Below are 22,125 nucleotides of genomic sequence, written 5' to 3'. Positions count from 1 at the left end.
ATGCGGATCGCTGTCACGGGTTCCATCGCGACCGATCACCTGATGACCTTCCCCGGCCGGTTCGCCGAGCAGCTGCTGGCGGACCGGCTGGACCGGGTCTCCCTGTCCTTCCTCGCCGACCACCTGGACGTGCGGCGTGGCGGCGTGGCGGCGAACATCGCCTTCGGTCTCGGCGTCCTGGGACTGCGCCCCCTGCTGGTGGGCGCGGTGGGCGCGGACTTCGAGCCGTACCGGCTGTGGCTCAAGGACCACGGAGTGGACACCGACTCCGTACGCGTCAGCGACACCCTTCACACCGCCCGCTTCGTCTGCACCACCGACGAGGAGCAGAACCAGATCGCGACCTTCTACGCGGGCGCGATGGCCGAGGCCCGCGAGATCGACCTGCACGAGGTCGTCGCCCGCACCGGCCGCCCCGACCTGGTGCTCGTCTCCCCGGACGATCCGCAGGCCATGCTCCGCCACACCCGCGCCTGCCGCGAACTGGGCGTCCCCTTCGCCTCCGACCCCTCCCAGCAGCTCGCCCGGCTCACCCGGGACGAGGTGCTGGAACTGCTCGACGGGGCGACGCGGCTGTTCACCAACGAGTACGAGTCCGCCCTGCTCTGCGAACGCTCCGGGCTCACCGAGGAGCAGGTCCTGGAACGGGTCGGCTCCTGGGTCACCACCCGCGGCGAGGACGGCGTCCGCATCCGCACCGCCGCCGGCGGCGAGCTGACCGTGGCGGCGGTGCCCGTCGCGGACGTGGTCGACCCGACCGGCGTCGGCGACGCCTTCCGGGCCGGCTTCCTCGCCGGGACGGCCTGGGGCGTGCCCGAGCGGTACGCGGCCCAGCTGGGCTGCGCGGTCGCGGCGACCGTGCTCGACCACGCCGGCACCCAGGAGTACCGGCTGTCCCGGGAAGCCCTCCTGGCCCGGCTGCGCTCCGCCTACGGCCCGCGCAGCGAGGCGGAACTGTCCGGACACCTGAGGGGACTGGAATGAGATGAGACGGTCACTGAGGGAGGAGTTCGCGACCCGTGTGGTGGTCGCGGACGGGGCGATGGGCACGATGCTCCAGGCGGCCGACCCCACCATGGACGACTTCCTGGGGCTGGAGGGCTGCAACGAGATCCTCAACTCCACCCGCCCCGACATCGTCCGCTCGGTGCACGACGCCTACTTCTCGGCCGGCGTCGACTGCGTCGAGACGAACACCTTCGGCACGAACCTGGCCGCGCTCGCCGAGTACGGGGTCGAGGACCGGATCTACGAGCTCTCCGAGGCCGGCGCCCGCATCGCCCGCGAGTCGGCGGACGCCTTCACGGCGGACGACGGCAGGCCCCGCTGGGTCCTGGGCTCCATGGGCCCGGGCACCAAGCTCCCCACCCTCGGGCACATCGCCTACGACCGTCTGCGCGCCGCCTACCAGGAGAACGCGGAGGGCCTGATCCGCGGCGGCGCGGACGCCCTCCTCGTCGAGACCACCCAGGACCTCCTCCAGACGAAGGCCGCCGTCATCGGCGCCCGGCGGGCCCTGGACTGGTGCGGGATGGGGGACCTGCCCCTGATCGTCCAGGTCACGGTGGAGGCGACCGGCACGATGCTGCTGGGTTCGGAGATCGGGGCGGCGCTGACGGCGCTGGAGCCGTTGGGGATCGACATGATCGGTCTGAACTGTGCGACCGGTCCGGCGGAGATGAGCGAGCACCTGCGTTATCTGGCCCGTCATGCGCGCATCCCGTTGTCGTGCATGCCGAACGCCGGTCTGCCCGTCCTGACGAAGCAGGGTGCGCACTACCCGCTGTCGGCGTCGGAGCTGGCGGATGCGCAGGAGACGTTCGTGCGGGAGTACGGGCTGTCGCTGGTGGGCGGTTGCTGTGGCACCACTCCCGAGCATCTGCGGCAGGTGGTGGAGCGGGTGAGGGGCGCCGCCGTCGTGGAGCGCGACCCGCGCCCCGAGCCGGGTGCGGCCTCGCTGTATCAGACGGTGCCGTTCCGGCAGGACACCTCGTACATGGCGATCGGTGAGCGGACGAACGCGAACGGGTCGAAGAAGTTCCGTGAGGCGATGCTGGAGGGCCGCTGGGACGACTGTGTGGAGATGGCGCGGGACCAGATCCGTGAGGGCGCGCACATGCTGGACCTGTGTGTGGACTATGTGGGCCGTGACGGTGTCGCGGACATGCGGGAGCTGGCGGGGCGTTTCGCGACGGCTTCGACGCTGCCGATCGTGCTGGACTCGACCGAGGTTCCGGTGATCCAGGCGGGTCTGGAGATGCTGGGCGGGCGTGCGGTCATCAACTCGGTGAACTACGAGGACGGTGACGGTCCGCAGTCGCGTTTTGCGAAGGTGACGCGGCTGGCGCGGGAGCATGGTGCCGCGTTGATCGCGCTGACGATCGACGAGGAGGGCCAGGCCCGTACGGTCGAGCACAAGGTCGCGATCGCGGAGCGGCTGATCGGGGACCTGACGTCGAACTGGGGTATCCGTGAGTCGGACATTCTGATCGACACCCTGACGTTCACGATCTGCACGGGTCAGGAGGAGTCGCGTAAGGACGGGATCGCGACGATCGAGGCGATCCGTGAGCTCAAGCGGCGTCATCCGCAGGTGCAGACCACGCTGGGTCTGTCGAATATTTCGTTCGGTCTGAATCCGGCTGCTCGTGTGCTGCTGAACTCGGTGTTCCTGGACGAGTGTGTGAAGGCGGGTCTGGATTCGGCGATCGTTCATGCGTCGAAGATCCTGCCGATCGCGCGGTTCGACGAGGAGCAGGTCAGCACGGCTCTGGATTTGATCTATGACCGTCGTGAGGGTGACTACGACCCGCTGCAGAAGCTGATGGCCCTGTTCGAGGGGGTCAACACGAAGTCGCTGAAGGCCGGCCGTGCGCAGGAGCTTCTTGCGCTGCCGCTGGAGGAGCGGCTGCGGCGGCGGATCATCGACGGGGAGAAGAACGGTCTGGAGGCCGATCTCGACGAGGCGCTGACGGGCCGTCCGGCGCTGGACATCGTCAACGACACCCTTCTGGAGGGGATGAAGGTCGTTGGTGAGCTGTTCGGGTCGGGGCAGATGCAGTTGCCGTTCGTGCTCCAGTCGGCCGAGGTGATGAAGACGGCGGTGGCCTATCTGGAGCCGCATATGGAGAAGACGGACGACGAGGGCAAGGGCACGATCGTGCTGGCCACGGTCCGCGGTGATGTCCATGACATCGGTAAGAACCTGGTGGACATCATCCTCACCAACAACGGCTACAACGTGGTGAACATCGGTATCAAGCAGCCGGTTTCCGCGATCGTGGAGGCCGCGCAGGAGCACAAGGCCGATGTGATCGGCATGTCCGGGCTCCTGGTGAAGTCCACCGTGATCATGAAGGAGAACCTGGAGGAGCTCAACCAGCGCAAGCTGGCCGCCGACTTCCCGGTGATCCTGGGCGGCGCGGCCCTGACCCGGGCCTATGTCGAGCAGGACCTCCACGAGATCTACGAGGGCGAGGTCCGCTACGCCCGCGACGCGTTCGAGGGCCTGCGGCTGATGGACGCCCTGATCGCCGTCAAGCGCGGCGTCCCCGGCGCCGAACTCCCGCCCCTCAAGCAGCGTCGCGTACCGCAGCGCGCCGCCGCCCTCGACGTGCGGGAACCGGAGGAGGCCGGCCGTTCCGACGTGGCCGTGGACAACCCGGTGCCCACCCCGCCCTTCTGGGGGACCCGTGTCGTCAAGGGCATCCAGCTCAAGGAGTACGCGGGCTGGCTGGACGAGCAGGCGCTCTTCAAGGGGCAGTGGGGCCTCAAGGACGCGGATTCGATCGCCACCGACGGCAGGCCCCGCCTGCGCGGCTGGCTGGACCGGATGCACACGGAGCGGCTGCTCGAAGCGGCCGTGGTCCACGGCTACTTCCCGTGCGTCTCCAAGGGCGACGACCTGATCATCCTGGACGAGGGCGGCGCCGAGCGGACCCGCTTCACCTTCCCCCGGCAGAGCCGGGGCCGGCGGCTGTGCCTCGCGGACTTCGTCCGTCCCGAGGAGTCGGGCGAGGTGGACGTCATCGGCCTCCAGGTGGTCACCGTCGGCTCGAAGATCGGCGAGGCCACGGCCAAGCTGTTCGAGTCCGACTCCTACCGCGACTACCTGGAGCTGCACGGCCTGTCCGTCCAGCTGGCCGAGGCCCTCGCCGAGTACTGGCACGCCCGCGTCCGCGCCGAGCTGGGCATCGCCGGATCCGATCCGGCGGGCATGGACGGCATGTTCCGTACCGAGTACCAGGGCTGCCGATACTCGCTCGGCTACCCGGCCTGCCCGGAGCTCTCCGACCGGGCCAAGATCGCCGAACTGCTCCGCCCCGAGCGGATCGGCGTCCACCTCTCGGAGGAGTTCCAGCTCCACCCCGAGCAGTCCACCGATGCTCTGGTCGTCCACCACCCCGAGGCCGGCTATTTCAACGCGGGAGGCCGTCGATGACCCCGGCCCCCGCACCTTTCCGAGGAGCACACCGCATGTCTGCCGCATTCACCGACTACAAGGTCGCCGACATCTCCCTCGCCGCCTTCGGCCGCAAGGAGATCACCCTGGCCGAGCACGAGATGCCGGGTCTGATGTCGATCCGCCGGGAGTACGCCGAGGCGCAGCCGCTGGCCGGCGCCCGCATCACCGGCTCCCTGCACATGACCGTGCAGACCGCCGTCCTGATCGAGACCCTCGTCGCGCTCGGCGCGGAGGTCCGCTGGGTGTCCTGCAACATCTACTCGACGCAGGACCACGCCGCCGCGGCCATCGCGGCCGCCGGGATCCCGGTCTTCGCCTGGAAGGGCGAGACGCTGGAGGAGTACTGGTGGTGTACGGAGCAGGCGCTGACCTGGCCCGGACAGGCCGGCCCGAACATGATCCTGGACGACGGCGGCGACGCCACCCTCCTCGTCCACAAGGGCGTCGAGTACCAGAAGGCCGGGGCCGTCCCGGACCCCTCGACCGCCGACAACGAGGAAATGGCCATCGTCCTGGGCCTGCTGGCGAAGACGGACATCGACTGGTCCGCCCTCGCGTCCGGGATCCGCGGCGTGACGGAGGAGACCACCACCGGTGTCCACCGTCTCTACGAGATGATGCAGTCCGGTGACCTGCTCTTCCCGGCGATCAACGTGAACGACGCGGTGACGAAGTCGAAGTTCGACAACAAGTACGGCTGCCGCCACTCCCTGATCGACGGCATCAACCGGGCCACCGACGTGCTGATCGGCGGCAAGGTCGCGGTCGTGTGCGGTTACGGCGACGTCGGCAAGGGCTGCGCGGAGTCCCTGCGCGGCCAGGGTGCGCGGGTCATCGTGACGGAGATCGACCCGATCTGCGCGCTGCAGGCGGCGATGGACGGCTACCAGGTCGCCACCCTGGACGACGTGGTGGAGACGGCGGACATCTTCATCACCACGACGGGCAACAAGGACATCATCATGGCCTCGGACATGGCCAGGATGAAGCACCAGGCGATCGTGGGGAACATCGGCCACTTCGACAACGAGATCGACATGGCGGGTCTGGCCAGGGTCGAGGGCATCGTCAAGGACGAGGTCAAGCCGCAGGTCCACACCTGGACGTTCCCCGACGGCAAGGTCCTGATCGTGCTGTCCGAGGGCCGTCTGCTGAACCTGGGCAACGCGACGGGCCACCCGTCCTTCGTGATGTCGAACTCCTTCGCGGACCAGACGCTGGCGCAGATCGAGCTGTTCACCAAGCCCGAGGAGTACCCGACCGACGTCTACGTGCTGCCCAAGCACCTGGACGAGAAGGTCGCCCGTCTCCACCTCGACGCCCTCGGTGTCAAGCTGACCACGCTCCGTCCGGAGCAGGCGGAGTACATCGGCGTCAAGGTCGAGGGCCCGTACAAGCCCGACCACTACCGCTACTGATCTGCCGGGGACACCGTGGACACCATCGTGCACACCACACTGGACGCCGCACCGGGCGCCGACCCGGACACCGCAGCCCCCGGCGAACGGGACCCGTGGCTCCCGGACCTGCTGCTGCGCACCGAACGGGACGTGCTGATCCCGCTGTTGCGCCGCACACCGGAGGCCTCGTTCGGGCTGCGGACCGCCTGCCCGGGCTGGACCGCCCGGGACGTGCTCGCGCACTGCGCGGCGGCCCTCGTACGGATCGTCGAGGGCCGGCTGGAGGAGGGGGTCTTCCTCCCCGCCGCCAACGCCGCCGACGTGGCCGAGCGCGTGGACTGGCCGGTGGGCCGGATCGTGGACGAGCTGGAGCGCGGGTTCAGCGAGGCCGGGCCGGTCATCGCCGCCGGTGACGGCAGGCTGGACGCGGTGGCCCTGGGGGAGTGGATCCACGCGGGCGACGTCCGCGAGGCCTTCGGGGAGCCGGGCGCGTACGCGGGCACCAGCCTGGCCCTCGCCCTGCCGCTGCTGCAGGTCACCAGCCGTAAGCGCGAAACGCCCCGGCTGATCGCCGACATCGACGGTCACACCGGAGCGCTGGAACTGGGCAACGAGGTGCAGGGCCGGCCCCCGGCCCGGTTCAGCGGCGACGCGGCGACGCTGATCCGGCTCTACTCGGGCCGCCCGCTGGTCGCCACCCGCTACGAACTGGCGGGCGCGACCGAAGGGGAACTGCTCATCTACAGGTGAGACCGGTGAGACCGGTGAGCACAGGGGTGCGCCCGGGCCGCGACCCGGCCCGGGCGGCCGCTCAACCGTCGATCCGCACGACCTGGAAGGCCTCCGCCATCCGCCCGGCGGGCAGCCCGGCCGCCCGGGCGTGCTCGCCCAGCCAGTCCCGCAGCAGCCCCGCGAGATCGTCGAAGTGGGCGGTCTGCGAGGTGTGGATGCGCAGCGCCTCCACCTTCCGGTCGAACACCGGGGTGACGTCGACGTACTGGTTCGGGGTCGGGCCGGTCATCAGCCACAGCTCGGGCACGATCCACGGCTCCAGCCCCTCCTCCTTGAGCAGGGACGGGTGGGCGAAGGGGTTGCGCGCCTCGGGGTAGACCGCCCGCAGGGCGGCGTCGCCCACCGCACGGTGGTCGGGGTGCAGGTCGGCGATGCGGGACCAGTTGATCTCCGGGCTCGGGATCACGGCCCGCTGCGGGCGGACCTCCCGGATCACCCGGCACAGGTCGCGGCGCAGCTCCACGCTCGCCTCCACGTAACTGTCCGGGTAGCCGAGGAAGCGGACGTCGTCGACGCCGCTGCGCTTGGCCGAATGGACCTGCTCGGCCCGGCGGAGGTCGCCCATGGCCTGGCGGGGGAGCCGTTCGTCGTAGCCGCCGGCGCCGCCGTCCGTGACGATGCAGTACGTCACGCGCTGCGTGCCCTGCGCGATCCACCGCATGACCGTCCCGCTGACGCAGAACTCGATGTCGTCCGGGTGCGCGGCCACGACCAGCAGGGATTCCGGTGCGCTGCGGTCAATGAGATTGGTCGCGAAGTGTTCCATGCGATCAGCCTGTTGGGCCCGGACGTGGCCCGCAAGGCAGCCCCTTTGGCGTACTCGCGACATGTCGCCTGTACGCCACGCGAAGTCTTCACCGCACCCCATCGCCCAGGAACCACGCGCACGCGTGGGAAGCGGAGGCGTCCGTCATGTGCAGGATCTTCGGCTCCCTCTCGCCCGCGCCGGCCCACCCGGACCCGGCCGAACTCGCCGCCGTCTCGGCCCGGCAGCGGCACGGCGGCCCCGACGAGCACCGTGTGCTGCGCGGGCCCGGCTGGGCGCTCGGCTGCGACCGGCTCGCCGTGACCGAGCCGCGCGGCGGGAGCCAGCCGTACCGGCTCGCGCACCTTCCGGGCATCACGGCCGTGCTGAACGGGCAGATCCACAACCACACCGCCCTGCGGCGCGAACTCGCCGCCCGCGGCCACCGGTTCCCCGACCGGTGCGACGGCACCCTGCTGCCCGCGCTGTACGCGGAACACGGCCCCGACTTCGCACGGCGCCTCGACGGGATGTTCGCCGTCGCGGTCCTCGACCTGCGCGCGGAGCCCCGGCTGGTCCTCGCCGTCGACCCGCTGGGGATCAAGACCCTCCACTACCACCAGGGCACGGACGGCACGTTCCGCTTCGCCTCGGAGATCCCCGCGCTGCTGGCCTTCGACGGGGTGCGGACCGGCCCGCGCGAGGACAGCCTCGACACCGTCCTGTGCCTGCGCACCCCCGTCTCCGCCCGCACCGCGCTGGAGGGCGTCGGGCTGCTGCCGCCCGGCGCCACCGCCGTCGTACGGCCCGGCCGGGCGCCCGTCGTACGGCGCAGACCCCCCGGGGAACAGGAGGCCCCCGAGGGGGCCGGCGGGGACGTGGCGGACCTGTTGCGCCGCGAGGTGCGGCGCCTGGCACGGGCCGACGTGCCGGTGTGCACCCTCACCAGCGGGGGGCTCGCCTCCGGACTCGTCACGGCGCTGGCCGCCGAGTACGCCCGCGAGGCCGGGGCGCCCGCCCCGCACACCTTCCACCTCGCCCTGCGCGGCCGGTGGCCCGGCGCCGAGCACAGCCGGGCCCGCCAGGTCGCCCGGCACACCCGCACCGTCCACCACGAGGTCGCCCTGGACCCGGCCGAACTGCCCTCGCTGCTCACCCGGACCACCCGCCACCTGGGACAGCCCGACGCCGACCCCGCCGCCCTCGTCGCCTACGCCCTCTTCCGCGCCGCCCGGCAGGCCGGATACACCGTCGCCCTGACCGGGGACGGCGCCGACGAGCTGTTCGGCGGGCCCGCCCGGCTGCACGCCGCGTCCTCGGCCCACACCGGCCCGGACTGGGCCGCCTCCTACACCGACGCGCTGGGCGCCGCGCCCCGCCCGCTCCGCGAGTGGCTGTACACGCCCGCCTACCGCGCCTACCTCGCCGACGAGGGGTCGGCCGCCGACCGCGTGGAGCGGGAGCTGCGCTCCTGCCCGGACGGTGACCGCCCCGCCGCCGTCACCGCCTTCGAGACCCGCTGGCGGCTGCCCGCCGGACCCCTGCGCCGGGCCGACCACCTGGGGATGGCCTGGGCCGTCGAGGCCAGGATGCCGTTCTGCCGCCCCGCCGTCGCCGCCCGCGCCCGCGCGCTCGCACCCAGCGGCCCGCACGACCGGCGGGCGCTGCGCGAGGCCGCGCGGGAGCTGCTGCCCAAGGCCGTGGCCCTGCGCGCCCGGCAGCCGTCCGCCCTGCCCGTCGCCGCCCTGATCGCGCCCGGCGGGCCCCTGCTGGACCCCGTACGCGAACTGCTGTCCCCGCAGCGGCTGGCACGGGCCGGGCGGGTCCGTCCCGAACGGGTCCGGGCCCTGCTGGCGCGCCAGCTGGAACGCCCCTCGGAGGGCGACGCGCTCGCGCTGTGGGCGCTGGCCTCGCACGAACTGTGGACCGAGGTGGTCCGCTCCCTGCGCGTCCCGCTCGACTGCGCCGCCTGAACGGCCGCGCGGGACACGGGTGGTGGCGCCCGCCCCGGGCCCCCGGACCACCCGGCCGACCGGCCGGTACCTCCTGGCGTATCCACGCAACGGCGTGAACGCGCACCCGGATACCAGACCGGGCGGTTCGTTTCTCTGTCACGCTGGAACGGCACCCCGGGCTGCCCGGCGGCCGGGCAGCGGCCCGCCGCCCCGAGCGCTCAGCCCGTGCCAAGCCCCGCTGCGTACTGCGCACCACAACGTCAAGGAGGTCCCATGAGCACCCCCGTATGGATCACCGCGACCCCGCCGGCCACCCACGGCGAACTGCACGTCGGACACCTCGCGGGCCCCTACGTCGCGGCGGACGTCCTGTCGCGCTACCTGAGGGCCGAGGGCGAACCCGTCCTGTTCACCACGGGCACCGCCGACCACAACAGCTCCGTACACGCCCGCGCCCTGCGCGCGGGCCGCAAACCGGAGGAGGTGGCGGAGGGGTACCGGGCCGCCATCACCTCGGACTGGCTGCGCTCGGGCGTGGAGTTCGACCACGTCGTGCGCCCCCGCCAGGACAAGGGGTACGGACGCTGGCTCGCGGACCTCTTCCGGCGCCTGCACTCCGAGGGCGTCATCGCCGCCCGCACCCGCCTCACCCCGTACTGCGAGTCCTGCGAGCGCTGGCTCCACGGCGCCCACGTCACCGGCACCTGCCCGCACTGCTCCGCCTCCAGCGAAGGCGGCATGTGCCACGAGTGCGCCCGCCCCAACGACGGCGGCGACCTGCTGGAGCCCCGCTGCGCCCAGTGCGGCTCCGCGGCCGTGCCCCGGCGCTGCCGCCGGCTCTACGTCCCGCTGGAGCCGCACCGGGACGCCCTCGCCGACTACTGGGCCGGCACGGGCCTGCCGCCGCGGCTGGCCGCGCTCTGCGAATCCCTCGTCGAGGACGGCCTGCCCGACATCGCGGTCGCCCACCCCGCCGAGTGGGGGCTGCCCGTCCCGGTCGACGGCTTCCCCGAGCACCGGATCGACGGCTGCTTCGAGGCCGCCGCGATGCACCTGTTCGGCTACGGGGACCAGGCGCTGCCCGAACGGGCCATCCACTTCTGCGGCTTCGGCCACGCCTTCTGCCACGCGGTCCTGCTGCCGGTCCTGCTCTTCGCCCAGGGCGTGAAGCTGCCGCAGCACTTCTGCGTCAACGAGGCGTACGTCCTGGACGACGAGGCCCTGGTCTGGGGCTCCGGCCAGAAGGCCTGGGCCCTGGACCTGATCACCGAGTACGGTTCCGACACGCTGCGCCGGCACGTCCTGCAGGCCCGGCCGCTGGGCCGGCGCACGGAGTTCCGGCCCGAGCGGCTGGCCGCCGCGCGCCGGGAGCTCGACGAGAGCTGGAACAGCTGGCTGGCCAGGCTGTTCGCGGCCGTCCGCGAGGAGTGCGCCGGGCTGGCCCCGGCGGCCCTGCCCGGCGGCGCCGGCTGGGAGGTGCTGGAACGGCGGCTGCTGCGCGGGGTGGAGGACCTGCGGGAGGCGTACTCGCCCGAGTCCTTCGACCCCCGCAGGGCCGTCGCCCTGCTCGACGAGATGGTGCGCTCGGCGGCCGACTTCGGCCACGTCAACGCGCACGAGGCGCACCGGCCCACGGCCGACAGCCGCCACCTCCCGGCCCTCGCCGCGCAGCTGGCCGTGGCCCGGGCGCTCGGTGCCTGGGCGCGGCCGGTGATGCCGGAGGGCGCGGACCGGCTGGCCGCCGCCCTCAAGGTGGAGCCGGGCGGTCCGGTGTCGGCCGCGGTCCTCGTCCCGCCCGCCCCGGGCACCCGGCTGGCCCCGACCTCGGGCCCGGTCTTCGGCTTCTGACCGGCCCCGCACCGTGCCGCCGCCCCCCACACGGCGGTACGTCCCCGCAGCACCAGCACCAGCACCACCAGCACCACAGTGAGACGACCACCCTCCTTCGCCGCGTGACCGCGCGCCGGTCACCGGCGGCGCGGGACGCGCGGCCTCTCCCCGTTGGAGTTCCACGTGTCCCTGCGCGTCGCCATGCTCAGCGTCCACACCTCGCCGCTGCACCAGCCCGGCACCGGGGACGCGGGCGGCATGAACGTCTACATGGTCCAGCTCTCCCGAGCCCTGGCCGAACAGGGCGTGGAGGTGGACCTGTTCACCCGGTGCAGGGGGGAGGAGGACCCCGACCCGGCCGGTGTCGGGCCGGGGGTCCGGGTGCGGCACCTGGAGGCCGGACCGCGCGCGCCGCTGTCCAAGGAGGACATGCCCGCCCTGGTGGTGCCCTTCTCGCTGGCGCTGCTGAAGGAGGAACGGCGCTACCACCTGGTGCACTCGCACTACTGGCTCTCCGGCCAGGCCGGCCGCATCGCGGCGGCCGGCTGGCGCATCCCGTTCGTGCACACCGCCCACACCCTGGCCCGGGTCAAGAACGCCGCCCTCGCCGAGGGGGACGCCCCCGAGCCCGAGCTGCGGATCCGGGGCGAGCACCAGGTGGTGGGCTCCGCGGACCGGCTGATCGCCAACACCGGCGACGAGGCACGGGCGCTGTGCGAGCTGTACGGGGCCGACGCGCGCCGCACCCGGATCGTCCGGCCGGGCGTGGACCTGGCCACCTTCGGCCCCGGCCGGGGGAGGGCGGCGGCGCGGGCCCGGCTCGGGCTGCCGGCCGATGCGTTCATCCCCTTGTACGCGGGCCGCATCCAGCCCCTCAAGGGGCCCGACGTGATGGTCCGGGCGGTCGCCGCACTGCTGGAGCGGGCCCCGCACCTGCGCGGGCGGACCCTCGTCCCGGTGGTGGGCGGCAACTCGGGCGCCGGGCCGCGCGGAGCGGCCTGGGGACTCGCCCGCGAGCTGGGCGTCTCGGAGGTACTGCGCCACCACCCGCCGGTACCGCAGCAGGAGTTGGCGCTGTGGTACCGGGCGGCGGACGTGCTGATGGTGCCCTCGCGCAGCGAGTCCTTCGGGCTGGTCGCCCTGGAGGCGCAGGCGTGCGGGACCCCGGTCCTGGCCTCCGCGGTGGGCGGGCTGCCGACCGCCGTACGGGACGGGGTGACGGGGGTGCTCGTGCACGGCAACGATCCGGCGGAGTACGCCCGCAGACTGCTGTGGTTCGCCGAACACCCGGGGGAGGCCGCGGTGATGGGCCGGGCGGCGCTGGTCCACGCCCGGAACATGAGCTGGCGCGGCGCGGCGGCCCGGACCCTCGAGGTCTACGAGGACGTACTGCGCGAGGAAGGGGCGCGACCGGGCACGGACATGAGTGAGGCAGGAGCGGCGGCACGCTCCTGCCTCGCCGACGCCTCTCCCCTGGAGGGCCGAGAAGGCCGGAATTCCACCCTAGCAGCACTTTTGAGCTGACCAAAGGTGCGCAAGCGTAACGTCTGTATGAACTCCTTCAGATCCGCCTCAGGTGCGCTATAGGGAACTGGCCCGCCCCCGGAATCCGTACGACAATGGAGAGGTCTTCGAAGGAATACCGGCGGCACGGATCCACGGAGACCGAATCAACGTTTCGCAATTCCTGGAGGAATCATGTCCGCTGCGCACACCGCCACCACCCGCCCGCTCTGTACGCTCCGCGACAACGGCAACGGCTGGGACTGAACAACCGGCCGGACCGGCGGACATCACCCCGCGATCGCCCCTCCGGGCGGTCGCGGGTTTTTCTTTTCCGCTCTTGCGTAATTCCGCTCAGTCCAGCCAGCCGAGCCGCTGCGCGCGCACTCCCGCTTCGAACCGGCTGGACGCCCCCATTTCCTGCATCAGCTCGGACAGCATTCGGCTCACCGTCCGCAGGGAAACCCCCAGGGTCCGGGCGACCTTTTCGTCCTTCATTCCCGATGCCAGCATTTTCAGGGCCGCCCGCTGCTGTTCGGACAGTCCGTCACCGCCGAGTTCGGGCGCGACGTCGTCGCCATAGGGGGTGGCGGCGTGCCAGCAGTGTTCGTAGAGCGCCAGATAGGAGCGCACGAGCGCCGGCCCGCGGGCCAGGATCGCCCCGGCCGAGCGGTCCTCGGGGTGCACGGGCAGGACGGCGAACTGCTGGTCCGCGATGATCATGTTCATCGGGACGGCGGGGGAGAGGCGGATCTCCACACCGGCCTCGACCCGGCGCCGGAGCATTTCCACCGCCTCCGGCGACGTGGTGATCCGCTGGTGGTAGATGGCGCGGATGCGGACCCCGTTGTCGATCTGCCGGCGGTCCCGGCTGAGCACCCGGTCCGCGACCTCCCGCACCAGGGCGGTCACGTGCATGGACGTCAGGTCGTGGCGGATGACGTCGGTGATGTCCTCCAGCACCTGCTGGATCCGCCCGTAGTCGTCGAGGATCTCCACCTCGACCTCGGAACCGCTCAGCGCACCGGGCCGCAGGAACCTTCCGACCAGCGTCTCCAGTGCGCTGTACGCCCGGTCCGACTCGTCCAGGTGCTCCCGCAGCCGCTCCCGCTCGCGCTGGAGCATCCGCAGCAGGGCGATCTCCGGGTCGACGGCCGCGACCGCGTCCGGACCCGGCCGCCATTCGCCCGACTGGAGGTCGGCGCGGGTGGCGTGGGTGGTGCCGGTCGGCACGATGAGGCCGAGCGAGATCAGCTCCGCGCGCCACTTCTCGCGCTCCTCGGGCGAGAGGTCCAGCTCCTCGAAGGCGTCGTTCAGGTTGGACACCCCGCGCAGGCGCAGCTCCTGATAGAGGGCCAGCACCTTGTCGGCCGACTGGATGCCGTCCCTGCCATCGCCCGTTGCCATCGCGAAGCGACCCCCTCGTCTTACGAATCGACAGTCACACTTTGGCACATGCCGATGGGGGACCCACCGCCCCCCTCTTTCGGATGTGACGGGGGTCACTCCGCGCCTCTGAGGTGCGGGCCTTCGCCTCCGGCGGGCCCGGAGCGGCGCGAGCGCCCAACTCCCCCGGGGTGGCGGGGAGACGGGCGCGCGGGGGAGCGGGATCAGTCCCGGGATGCGTTCAGGCAGTCGGGGCACAGCCCCTTGAAGACGACCTCCGCGCCCCCGTCCATGCGCCAGGCGGTGAGCGGCGCGCCGCGCGGCGGCTCCGGAACCTGGGCCTCCACGTTCTCCACGCGGCCGCAGCGCACGCACAGCGCGTGCTGGTGGGGCGGACCGGAGATCTCGAAGACCGCGGGCAGGCCGGGACGGTCGAACTTCGCCGCCAGGCCCGTCTCCAGGAAGTGCCGCAGCATCTCGTAGACGGCCTGGCTGGTGAGGGTCCCCAGCCGCTCGCGGGCGGCGGCCGTGATGGACTCGACGTCCATGTGCCCGCCCGCCGCCAGGACTTGCAGCACCTCCAGGCGCGGCCCGGTGACCCGCAGTCCCACGTCGCGGAGGCGCTGGATCACCGCCTCGCGGCCGGTCGACTCCTCCACGACAGCCATCACTGCGCCACCATCCGCCATCTGGTCGACTCAAAACTTTGGGAGCATCGTACCTCTTGCGAGTCCTTCTCGAGCGGGAGGAGCGGAAAGGGGAGCCGGGCTCCGTCAGCCCCCGGCCCGGCAGACGAGCAGGACGCTCTCGGTCCTCCCGTCCAGCCGGTGGGTGCGGCGCCGCTCCACCCGCAGGCCCGCCGCGTCCAGCTCGGCGGCGAGGCACTCCGCGTCGACGATCCACTTGTCGGTGCTCCGCACCACCCGCTCGGTGCGCACCTTGCCCGTGCGCACGGAGTGGTAGGTGATCCGCTCGGTCATCCCGTCCAGGTCGAAGACCTGCCGGGCCACCGTCCACTCCTCGACCCCGTCGAACCGGGGCACCTGGAAGGCCCAGGTGCGCCGGGGCTCCTCGGTCAGCCCGCGCAGCCCGTGGGCGGTGAAGTCGAGGGCCAGGGCGCCGCCCGGCTCCAGCCGCCCCGCCACCTCCCGCAGCAGTGCGGGGCGGGCGTGCGGCGGCACGGCCGCGATCATCGTCCCGGCCAGCAGGGCCAGCCGGTACCTCCCCCGCAGCCGCAGTTCCGCCAGATCGGCCCGGGTGGTCACCAGCAGCCGCGAGACCTGGGGGCCGATCCGCCGGCCCCAGGACCGCAGCCGCTCCAGGCTGGCCGCGTCCCGGTCCACCGCCTCGACGCGGAATCCCTGCCGGGCGAACGGCACCGCCAGGCGGCCGGCCCCGCAGCCCAGGTCCAGGACCGGGCCGCCGCAGCGGCGCGCGAGGCTGAGGTAGCGGACGATGTCCGCGCTGTGCGGGCCCAGCAGGGCGTCGTGCAGCCAGCCGGCGTCCTCGTCCGCCGGAGCGGCCGACTCCAGACCGGGCAGGCAGTCCGCCGGGAGCAGCACGGCGGACCCTCCGTGCGCCGGGGGCCGGGAGTCCTCGGGGGCGGCCGGCCGGACCGGTGCGAACGCTGCGGGCACGACCGGCGTGAAGGGCAGGGAAGTGCCGCTCGGTGTGTGCATCGCTCCTCCAGGGGCTCGCTCGGTCCAGCCGTCCGGGGCGTGGCTCCCGTGCCGCCGGGGGACCGCGCCGCTGAGGAAATCCTGTCCCGCGGGCGGGTGCCGGGGCCAGCGTTGCGGGCTGCGTGAACACGCGATGGCGTGGATCTGCCACGGTCCCGTGGCGGGAGGGGCGCAGGCGTCAGAGAGCGCGGCCCAGCCGGACCGGGGAGAGCGCGGTGAACCCGTGGCGGGCGAAGAACGGCAGGGACGGGGCCGCTTCGGCGGGCAGGGTGACCCGCTGGGTCAGCGCCCCGTGGACCCGCATCCGCTCGCCGGCGGCCGCCAGCAGGGCCGAACCGACGCCCTGCCGGCGGCGGGCCGGGGCGGTGCACAGGGCGTAGAGCTCGCCCTCGGCGGTGACGGGCACACCGCCCGACACGGCCCCGACGACGCTCCCGTCCGCGTCGGCGGCGACCAGCCAGCCGAGCCAGGCGGGCGCCCCGCCGGGAATTCCAATTTCCGCTCGAATGCGCGGAAGTGAGCAATGGTCCGACACCAGCCGGCCGACGCGCATTTCACCGAGGAGGCTGCCGTAGTCCTCGCGTATGGCCGCGGCGAGGAGCCGGGAAATCGCCGCGGCGTCCCCCGGAGCTGCCGTCCGCACATCAGCCAGCAGCATCTATCCCCCACCTCTCACCGCACCGGTCCTGAGCCCGCACGCGCCCACAATAGCGGCCAATTCGAGTGGCGGGGGTCGGGGGGAAATCTACGAATTGGCTTAGTAAATAGCCGGGTTGGATGATCCCTATCAAGTGGTCCAACAACAGAGCGCGATCAGCGGGAGGATGGCGGACACCGAGAGGCCCACCGCGAACAGCCCGCGCAGCACCGGACGCCCCGCCCGGCGCGGCCCCAGGATGCGCCGCATCCGCACCGCCGCCGACGGACCGCCCGCCGCGAACGCCTTGTGCGGCGCGTGCCCGGTCGCCAGCGCGTACAGGGCCGTGGCCAGCGCATCGCTCGAACAGGCGCGCAGCGCCCGGTCGTCGGCGGCCATCTCCAGCAGCAGCGGCACCGTCCGCCCGCCGATCCGGGCCAGCGGCAGCCGGCGGAACACCGACGCGTACGCCCCCGCCGCCGCCACCATCAGGTGGTGGCGGCCGCCGATGTGCGCCCGTTCGTGCGCGAGCGCGGCGGCCAGCTCCCGCTCCGAGAGCACGTCCAGGGCCCCCGTCGAGACCACCACCCGGCGCGAACGCCCCGGCAGGCAGTACACCGCCGGGCGCGGGTCCTCCAGCACGGTCACCCCCAGCCGCCGGTCGTACCGGCCCACCAGCCGCAGCAGTTCGGCGTGCCGGGTACGGGCCCTGCGCGCCCGCACCAGCTCCCGCACGAAACCGGTCCCGGGCACCGCGAGCACCGCGAGCGCGGCCAGCGCGGCAAGGGCCTCGCGCGGCGACGCGTCCAGCAGCCGGCCGGGGGAGGGCAGGTCCAGGGTCAGGGCCATGTCGACCAGCCGGTGGCTGGTCTGTGCGGGCAGCAGCAGCTGCGCCGGCAGCATCGCCGTCGACCCCGCGAACAGGGCGCCGCACACGATCCACACGGCCAGCCCCAGCCGGGGCGCCTGCTGCGCCCACACGGCACGGACCAGCATCCACGGCAGTACCAGCCCGGTGACCAGCGCGAGCCCCAGCGGCGGCAGTACGTGATGGTTCACAGGGCCTCGCCCCCCGCACCGGACGGGCGTTCCGAGCGGGCGGCGCGCAGGGCCTCGTCCAGCGCCTCCACGTCCTCGTGGGACATCCGCTCCACGAACCGCAGCAGCGTGGCCCGGCGGTCCTGGCTGTCGCCGAGCGCGTCCTGCATGAGCGCCGCGGTGTACTCCTCGCGGCTGCGCACCGCCTGGTACATCCAGGCCCGGCCCGACTTCTCGCGGCTGAGCCAGCCCTTGCGGTGCAGGATGTCGGCCACGGTCATGACGGTGGTGTAGGCGACCTTGCGCCCCCGGTTGATGTCGTCGACGATCTCGCGGACGGACGCGGGCCGTTCCCACAGCCACACCCGGTCCATGATCTCGGCTTCCAGCTCTCCCAGCCGGCGTACGCGCATGCTCGTCGCCCTCCCCTCGGCAGCGGCTCATCGTACGGCGCGCCCTTCCGGTGGGGGCATACCCCCGCCCGGTACACGAGGCCCCGGGCGGCGGGGCGCCGGAACGCCGCGAGCCCCTCCACACGGTCCTTCGTGTGGAGGGGCTGCGGGGGCCCTGCGGCCGCCGGGCTACGCGCGGATCAGCCGGGCGATGGCCTTGCTCGCCTCGCCGACCTTGGCCTTCGCCTGGTCCCCGCCCTGGGCGATGGCCTCGGTGACGCAGCAGCCGAGGTGCTCGTCGAGCAGGGTCACCGCGCAGGACTGGAGCGCGGCGTTGATCGCGGACACCTGGGTGAGCACGTCGATGCAGTAGACGTCCTCGGCGACCATCCGCTGGACGCCGCGGACCTGGCCCTCGATCCGCCGCAGCCGCCGGATGACGTCTTCCTTGTGTGGTGCGTAACCGGCCACGGGGGCTCCTCAGTTGGCGGCGGCCCTGAAGCCGCGCAGACGCAGGCTGTTGCCGACGACGAAGACCGAGGAGAAGGCCATGGCCGCTCCGGCGATCATCGGGTTGAGCAGTCCGGCCGCGGCGAGCGGCAGGGCGGCCACGTTGTAGGCGAAGGCCCAGAACAGGTTCGAGCGGATCGTGCCGAGCGTCTTGCGGGCCAGCCGGATGGCGTCGGCCGCGGCCCGCAGGTCGCCCCGTACCAGCGTCAGGTCGCCGGCCTCGATGGCGGCGTCGGTGCCGGTGCCCATGGCCAGGCCCAGGTCGGCCTGGGCGAGGGCGGCGGCGTCGTTGACCCCGTCGCCGACCATCGCGACGCTGCGGCCCTCGGCCTGCAGGCGCTTGACCACGTCCACCTTGTCCTGCGGCATGACCTCGGCGATCACCTCGTCGATGCCCACCTCGCGGGCCACCGTCTCGGCGACGGCCTTGTTGTCGCCGGTCAGCAGGATCGGGGTCAGGCCCAGGGCGCGCAGCCGGCGGATCGCCTCGGCGCTGGTGTCCTTGACGGCGTCCGCGACCTCCAGCACCGCGCGCGCCTCGCCGTCCCAGGCCACCGCGATGGCGGTGCGGCCCGCCGACTCGGCCTCGGACTTGGCCCGCTCCAGGTGCGGGGGCAGCTCCATCGCCCACTCGGCGAGCAGCTTGCCGCGGCCGACGAGGACGGCGTGGCCCTCGACGACGCCCTGGACGCCGAGGCCCGGGATGTTGGCGAAGTCCTCGGGGGCGGGCAGGGACCCGACGCGGGCGGCGGCGCCGGCCGCGACGGCCTGGGCGATGGGGTGCTCGGAGGCGTGCTCCAGGGCTCCGGCCAGGCGCAGGACCTCGGTCTCGTCGGTGCCCTCGGCGGTGTGCACGTGCAGCAGGGTCATCTGGCCGGTGGTGACGGTGCCGGTCTTGTCCAGGACGATGGTGTCGACCTTGCGGGTGGACTCCAGCACCTCGGGCCCCTTGATCAGGATCCCGAGCTGGGCGCCGCGGCCGGTGCCGACCAGGAGGGCGGTCGGGGTGGCCAGGCCCAGGGCGCAGGGGCAGGCGATGATCAGGACGGCGACGGCGGCGGTGAAGGCGGCGGAGAGGCCGGATCCGGTGCCGAGCCAGAAGCCGAGGGTGGCCAGCGCGATGGCGATGACGACCGGGACGAACACGGCGGAGATCTTGTCGGCGAGCCGCTGGGCGGCGGCCTTGCCGTTCTGCGCGTCCTCGACCAGCCGGGCCATGCGGGAGAGCTGGGTGTCGGAGCCGACCCGGGTGGCCTCGACGACCAGGCGGCCGCCGGCGTTGAGGGTCGCCCCGGTGACGGAGTCGCCGACGGAGACCTCGACGGGGACGGACTCGCCGGTCAGCATCGAGGCGTCGACGGCGGAGGAGCCCTCGACGACGGTGCCGTCGGTGGCGATCTTCTCGCCCGGTCGGACCAGGAAGCGGTCGCCGACCTGGAGGTCGGCCGTCGGCACGGTCACCTCGTGGCCGCCGCGCAGCACGGTGACCTCCTTGGCGCCCAGCTCCAGCAGCGCCTTGAGGGCGGCGCCGGCCTTGCGCTTGGACTTCGCCTCGAAGTAGCGGCCGGCCAGGATGAAGGTGGTGACGCCGGCCGCCGCCTCCAGGTAGATGTTCCCCGCGCCGTCGCTGCGGGCGATGGTGAACTCGAAGGCGTGCCTCATGCCGGGGGTGCCGGCGGTGCCGAAGAACAGGGCCCACAGCGACCACAGGAACGCGGCGATCGTGCCGACCGAGATCAGGGTGTCCATGGTGGCCGCGCCGTGCTTGGCGTTGGTCCAGGCGGCGCGGTGGAAGGGCCAGGCGGCGTAGGTGACCACGGGTGCGGCCAGGGTCAGCGAGAGCCACTGCCAGAAGTCGATCTGCAGCGCCGGGATCATCGCCATCGCGATGACGGGCACCGCGAGGACGACGGCGGTGGTCAGCCGCTGGCGCAGCGGGGCCAGTTCGTCGGCCTCGGCCGGCGGCTCCTCCCCGGCGCCGGACGGGGCGGAGGAACGGGGCGGCGCGGGCTCGTGCGCGGTGTATCCGGTGGCCTCGACGGTGGCGATCAGGTCCGCGACGGAGATGGCCGCGTCGGCGTCGAAGGTGACCTTCGCCTTCTCGGTGGCGTAGTTGACGGTCGCCTCGACGCCGTCCATGCGGTTGAGCTTCTTCTCGATGCGTGCCGCGCACGAGGCGCAGGTCATGCCGCCGATGGCGAGCTCGACCTGGGCGGCGCCGGGGGTGATGGTGGTCATGAGTGCTGCTCCTCGTTCGAGCGCGGGGCCGGTGCCGGGGCCCGGGGGGAAGGACGGGCCCCGGCGTCCGGGTGGGTCGTTGTCGGGGCGGGTGTCAGGCCCGGCCGGTGAGCTCGTAGCCGGCGTCGTCCACCGCCGCGGCGATCGCGGCGTCGTCCGGGTCGCCGGCGGTGGTCACGGTGACCACGCCGCCGTCCACGTCCACGTCCACCGAGAGGACCCCGGCGAGCGCGCCGACGGACGCGGTGATGGCGGTCCGGCAGTGTCCGCAGCTCATGCCGGACACGCGGTAGACGGTGGCGGTGCTGTCGACGACGGCGACGGTGGTCGTGGTCTCACCGTTGGAGGCGCAGGCGCCATCGGGGGAACAGCAGGAAGACATGGGCTTCTCCTTGATCGTGCAGATACCCTCTGGGGGTATCCGGGCTGACTCCAGATATACCCCCCCGAGGTATCTATCCGCAAGAGTTTCCCGCGCTTGACTTGATACCCCCTGGGGGTATGGTGGAGATCCATTGAACCGCTGTACGCGGCACCTACGTCGTACGGGAGACCAGGCATGAACACCGGAGTGAAGATCACCGCCTTCGCCGCCGCACTCGCGGCGGCCTTCGGCGCCGCCTACGGCGTCGGGGCGGGCGTCGGCCCTGTGGGGGAGCCGGCCAAGGGCGGGCACGCGGCCCACGCCGCCCAGGCGAAGGCGCCCGCGGAGGGCGGGCACGGCGGCCACGGCCAGGCCGCCGCCCAGGGCCCGGCGGCCGGCGGCCTCCAGGTCTCCGACGCCGGCTACACGCTGAGCCTGGACACCCCGGTGGTGGCCCCGGGCCAGGGCGAGCTCAGGTTCTCGGTCAAGGACGCCTCCGGGCGCAAGGTCACCGGCTACAAGACCGAACACGGCAAGGAGCTGCACTTCATCGTCGCCTCGCGCGACCTGACGGTCTTCCGCCACCTCCACCCGGTGCGCGCCGGGGACGGCACCTGGTCCACCCCGGTGGACCTGCCCGCCGCGGGCGCCTACAAGGCCTTCGCCGACTTCGCCCCGTCCGCCGGGGACGCGAAGAACGTCACCCTGGGCGCCGACCTCACCGTCCCCGGGGCCTACGCGCCGAACCCGATGCCCCCGGCCTCGCCCACCGCGGAGGTGGACGGCTACCAGGTCGCCCTCGGCGGGACCCTCCAGCCCGGCAAGCCCGGCGAGCTCAAGCTCACCGTCAGCAAGGACGGCAGGCCCGTCACCGACCTGGAGCCCTACCTCGGGGCGTACGGACACCTCGTCGCCCTGCGCGACGGCGACCTCGCCTACCTGCACGTCCACCCCAACGAGGGCGGCCCCGGCCCCGACGTCTCCTTCACCGCCACGGCGCCCAGCGCCGGCACCTACCGGCTCTTCCTGGACTTCCAGCACCAGGGCAAGGTCCGCACCGCGGCCTTCACCGTCCGGGCGGGCGGCGACGGCCCGGCCGCCGCTCCCGCCCCGCAGCCCGCGCAGCCGGCCGGGGAGGAGCCGGGCGGTCACTCACACTGACCGCCCGGCGGAACATCCCGCGGCCCGTCC

18 protein-coding genes are annotated in these 22,125 nt (G+C 72.9%); 8 read left to right on the top strand and 10 right to left on the bottom strand.

The features are described from left to right. From BX286_RS06595 to BX286_RS06580, 4 genes are read left to right on the top strand one after another with little or no spacing between them, the layout of a single operon-like run. Window positions 1-984: a carbohydrate kinase family protein gene (locus BX286_RS06595; RefSeq protein ID WP_121014717.1), complete on the top strand. Its 984-nt coding sequence runs from the start codon at window positions 1-3 to the stop codon at window positions 982-984. A gap of 1 nt (window position 985) precedes the next feature. Continuing rightward, window positions 986-4,441 (top strand): methionine synthase, encoded by a 3,456-nt coding sequence (metH, locus tag BX286_RS06590; protein WP_121014716.1) that lies wholly within the window; start codon window positions 986-988, stop codon window positions 4,439-4,441. Between the two features lie 35 nt (window positions 4,442-4,476). Continuing rightward, window positions 4,477-5,883 (top strand): adenosylhomocysteinase, encoded by a 1,407-nt coding sequence (ahcY, locus tag BX286_RS06585; RefSeq protein ID WP_079424593.1) that lies wholly within the window; start codon window positions 4,477-4,479, stop codon window positions 5,881-5,883. Between the two features lie 27 nt (window positions 5,884-5,910). Continuing rightward, the gene (locus BX286_RS06580) at window positions 5,911-6,615 is read left to right on the top strand and encodes a maleylpyruvate isomerase family mycothiol-dependent enzyme (protein ID WP_261993376.1); all 705 of its coding nucleotides are present in this window, start codon (window positions 5,911-5,913) and stop codon (window positions 6,613-6,615) included. 61 nt (window positions 6,616-6,676) lie between these two features. Here the strand turns inward: BX286_RS06580 and BX286_RS06575 are convergent, their stop codons facing one another. Beyond that, entirely contained in the window at window positions 6,677-7,423 is a 747-nt protein-coding gene (locus BX286_RS06575; RefSeq protein WP_079424591.1) for a PIG-L deacetylase family protein, read from the bottom strand. A 146-nt stretch (window positions 7,424-7,569) separates the two neighbouring features. Between BX286_RS06575 and BX286_RS06570 the strand changes: the two genes are divergently transcribed. From BX286_RS06570 to mshA, 3 genes are all read left to right on the top strand, one after another. Beyond that, complete coding sequence (locus BX286_RS06570; protein ID WP_100865218.1) at window positions 7,570-9,375, top strand: asparagine synthetase B; 1,806 nt, start codon at window positions 7,570-7,572, stop codon at window positions 9,373-9,375. Between the two features lie 255 nt (window positions 9,376-9,630). After that, complete coding sequence (locus BX286_RS06565; protein ID WP_079424587.1) at window positions 9,631-11,205, top strand: class I tRNA ligase family protein; 1,575 nt, start codon at window positions 9,631-9,633, stop codon at window positions 11,203-11,205. Window positions 11,206-11,388: 183 nt separating this feature from the next. Next, window positions 11,389-12,711, top strand: coding sequence for a D-inositol-3-phosphate glycosyltransferase (gene mshA, locus BX286_RS06560; protein WP_121017589.1), 1,323 nt, complete (start codon window positions 11,389-11,391; stop codon window positions 12,709-12,711). A gap of 333 nt (window positions 12,712-13,044) precedes the next feature. Here the strand turns inward: mshA and BX286_RS06555 are convergent, their stop codons facing one another. The 9 genes from BX286_RS06555 to BX286_RS06515 form a co-directional block, all read right to left on the bottom strand. After that, a complete protein-coding gene (locus tag BX286_RS06555) occupies window positions 13,045-14,097 on the bottom strand; it encodes a helix-turn-helix transcriptional regulator (protein ID WP_237292656.1) in 1,053 nt (350 codons plus the stop codon). Window positions 14,098-14,300: 203 nt separating this feature from the next. Continuing rightward, window positions 14,301-14,744 (bottom strand): Fur family transcriptional regulator, encoded by a 444-nt coding sequence (locus tag BX286_RS06550; RefSeq protein ID WP_261993374.1) that lies wholly within the window; start codon window positions 14,742-14,744, stop codon window positions 14,301-14,303. Between the two features lie 105 nt (window positions 14,745-14,849). After that, window positions 14,850-15,755, bottom strand: a complete 906-nt coding sequence (locus BX286_RS06545) for a cyclopropane-fatty-acyl-phospholipid synthase family protein (RefSeq protein WP_079424585.1) — start codon at window positions 15,753-15,755, stop codon at window positions 14,850-14,852. A 178-nt stretch (window positions 15,756-15,933) separates the two neighbouring features. Continuing rightward, window positions 15,934-16,413, bottom strand: a complete 480-nt coding sequence (locus BX286_RS06540; protein WP_079424584.1) for a GNAT family N-acetyltransferase — start codon at window positions 16,411-16,413, stop codon at window positions 15,934-15,936. 129 nt (window positions 16,414-16,542) lie between these two features. Then, the gene (locus BX286_RS06535) at window positions 16,543-17,451 is read right to left on the bottom strand and encodes a M56 family metallopeptidase (protein ID WP_079424582.1); all 909 of its coding nucleotides are present in this window, start codon (window positions 17,449-17,451) and stop codon (window positions 16,543-16,545) included. After that, entirely contained in the window at window positions 17,448-17,843 is a 396-nt protein-coding gene (locus BX286_RS06530; protein ID WP_079424580.1) for a BlaI/MecI/CopY family transcriptional regulator, read from the bottom strand. Before BX286_RS06530 ends, BX286_RS06535 begins: the two co-directional genes overlap by 4 nt. Before the next feature lie 168 nt (window positions 17,844-18,011). Further along, window positions 18,012-18,293: a metal-sensitive transcriptional regulator gene (locus BX286_RS06525; protein WP_079424579.1), complete on the bottom strand. Its 282-nt coding sequence runs from the start codon at window positions 18,291-18,293 to the stop codon at window positions 18,012-18,014. 9 nt (window positions 18,294-18,302) lie between these two features. Then, a complete protein-coding gene (locus BX286_RS06520; protein ID WP_121014714.1) occupies window positions 18,303-20,570 on the bottom strand; it encodes a cation-translocating P-type ATPase in 2,268 nt (755 codons plus the stop codon). Between the two features lie 94 nt (window positions 20,571-20,664). Then, on the bottom strand, window positions 20,665-20,952 hold the full coding sequence (locus BX286_RS06515; RefSeq protein WP_079424575.1) for a cation transporter: 288 nt from the start codon (window positions 20,950-20,952) through the stop codon (window positions 20,665-20,667). Window positions 20,953-21,129: 177 nt separating this feature from the next. On the opposite strand from BX286_RS06515, the gene BX286_RS06510 reads away from it, so the two are divergent. Then, window positions 21,130-22,095 carry a hypothetical protein gene (locus BX286_RS06510; RefSeq protein WP_121014713.1) on the top strand — a complete coding sequence of 322 codons (966 nt, stop codon included), beginning with the start codon at window positions 21,130-21,132 and terminating at the stop codon, window positions 22,093-22,095. The last annotated feature ends 30 nt before the right edge of the window (window positions 22,096-22,125 follow it).

The organism is Streptomyces sp. 3211.6, from assembly GCF_003634815.1.
In the GTDB taxonomy this organism is placed as follows: Bacteria; Actinomycetota; Actinomycetes; order Streptomycetales; family Streptomycetaceae; genus Streptomyces; species Streptomyces katrae_A.
This window is presented reverse-complemented; position numbering and strand designations above follow the sequence as displayed.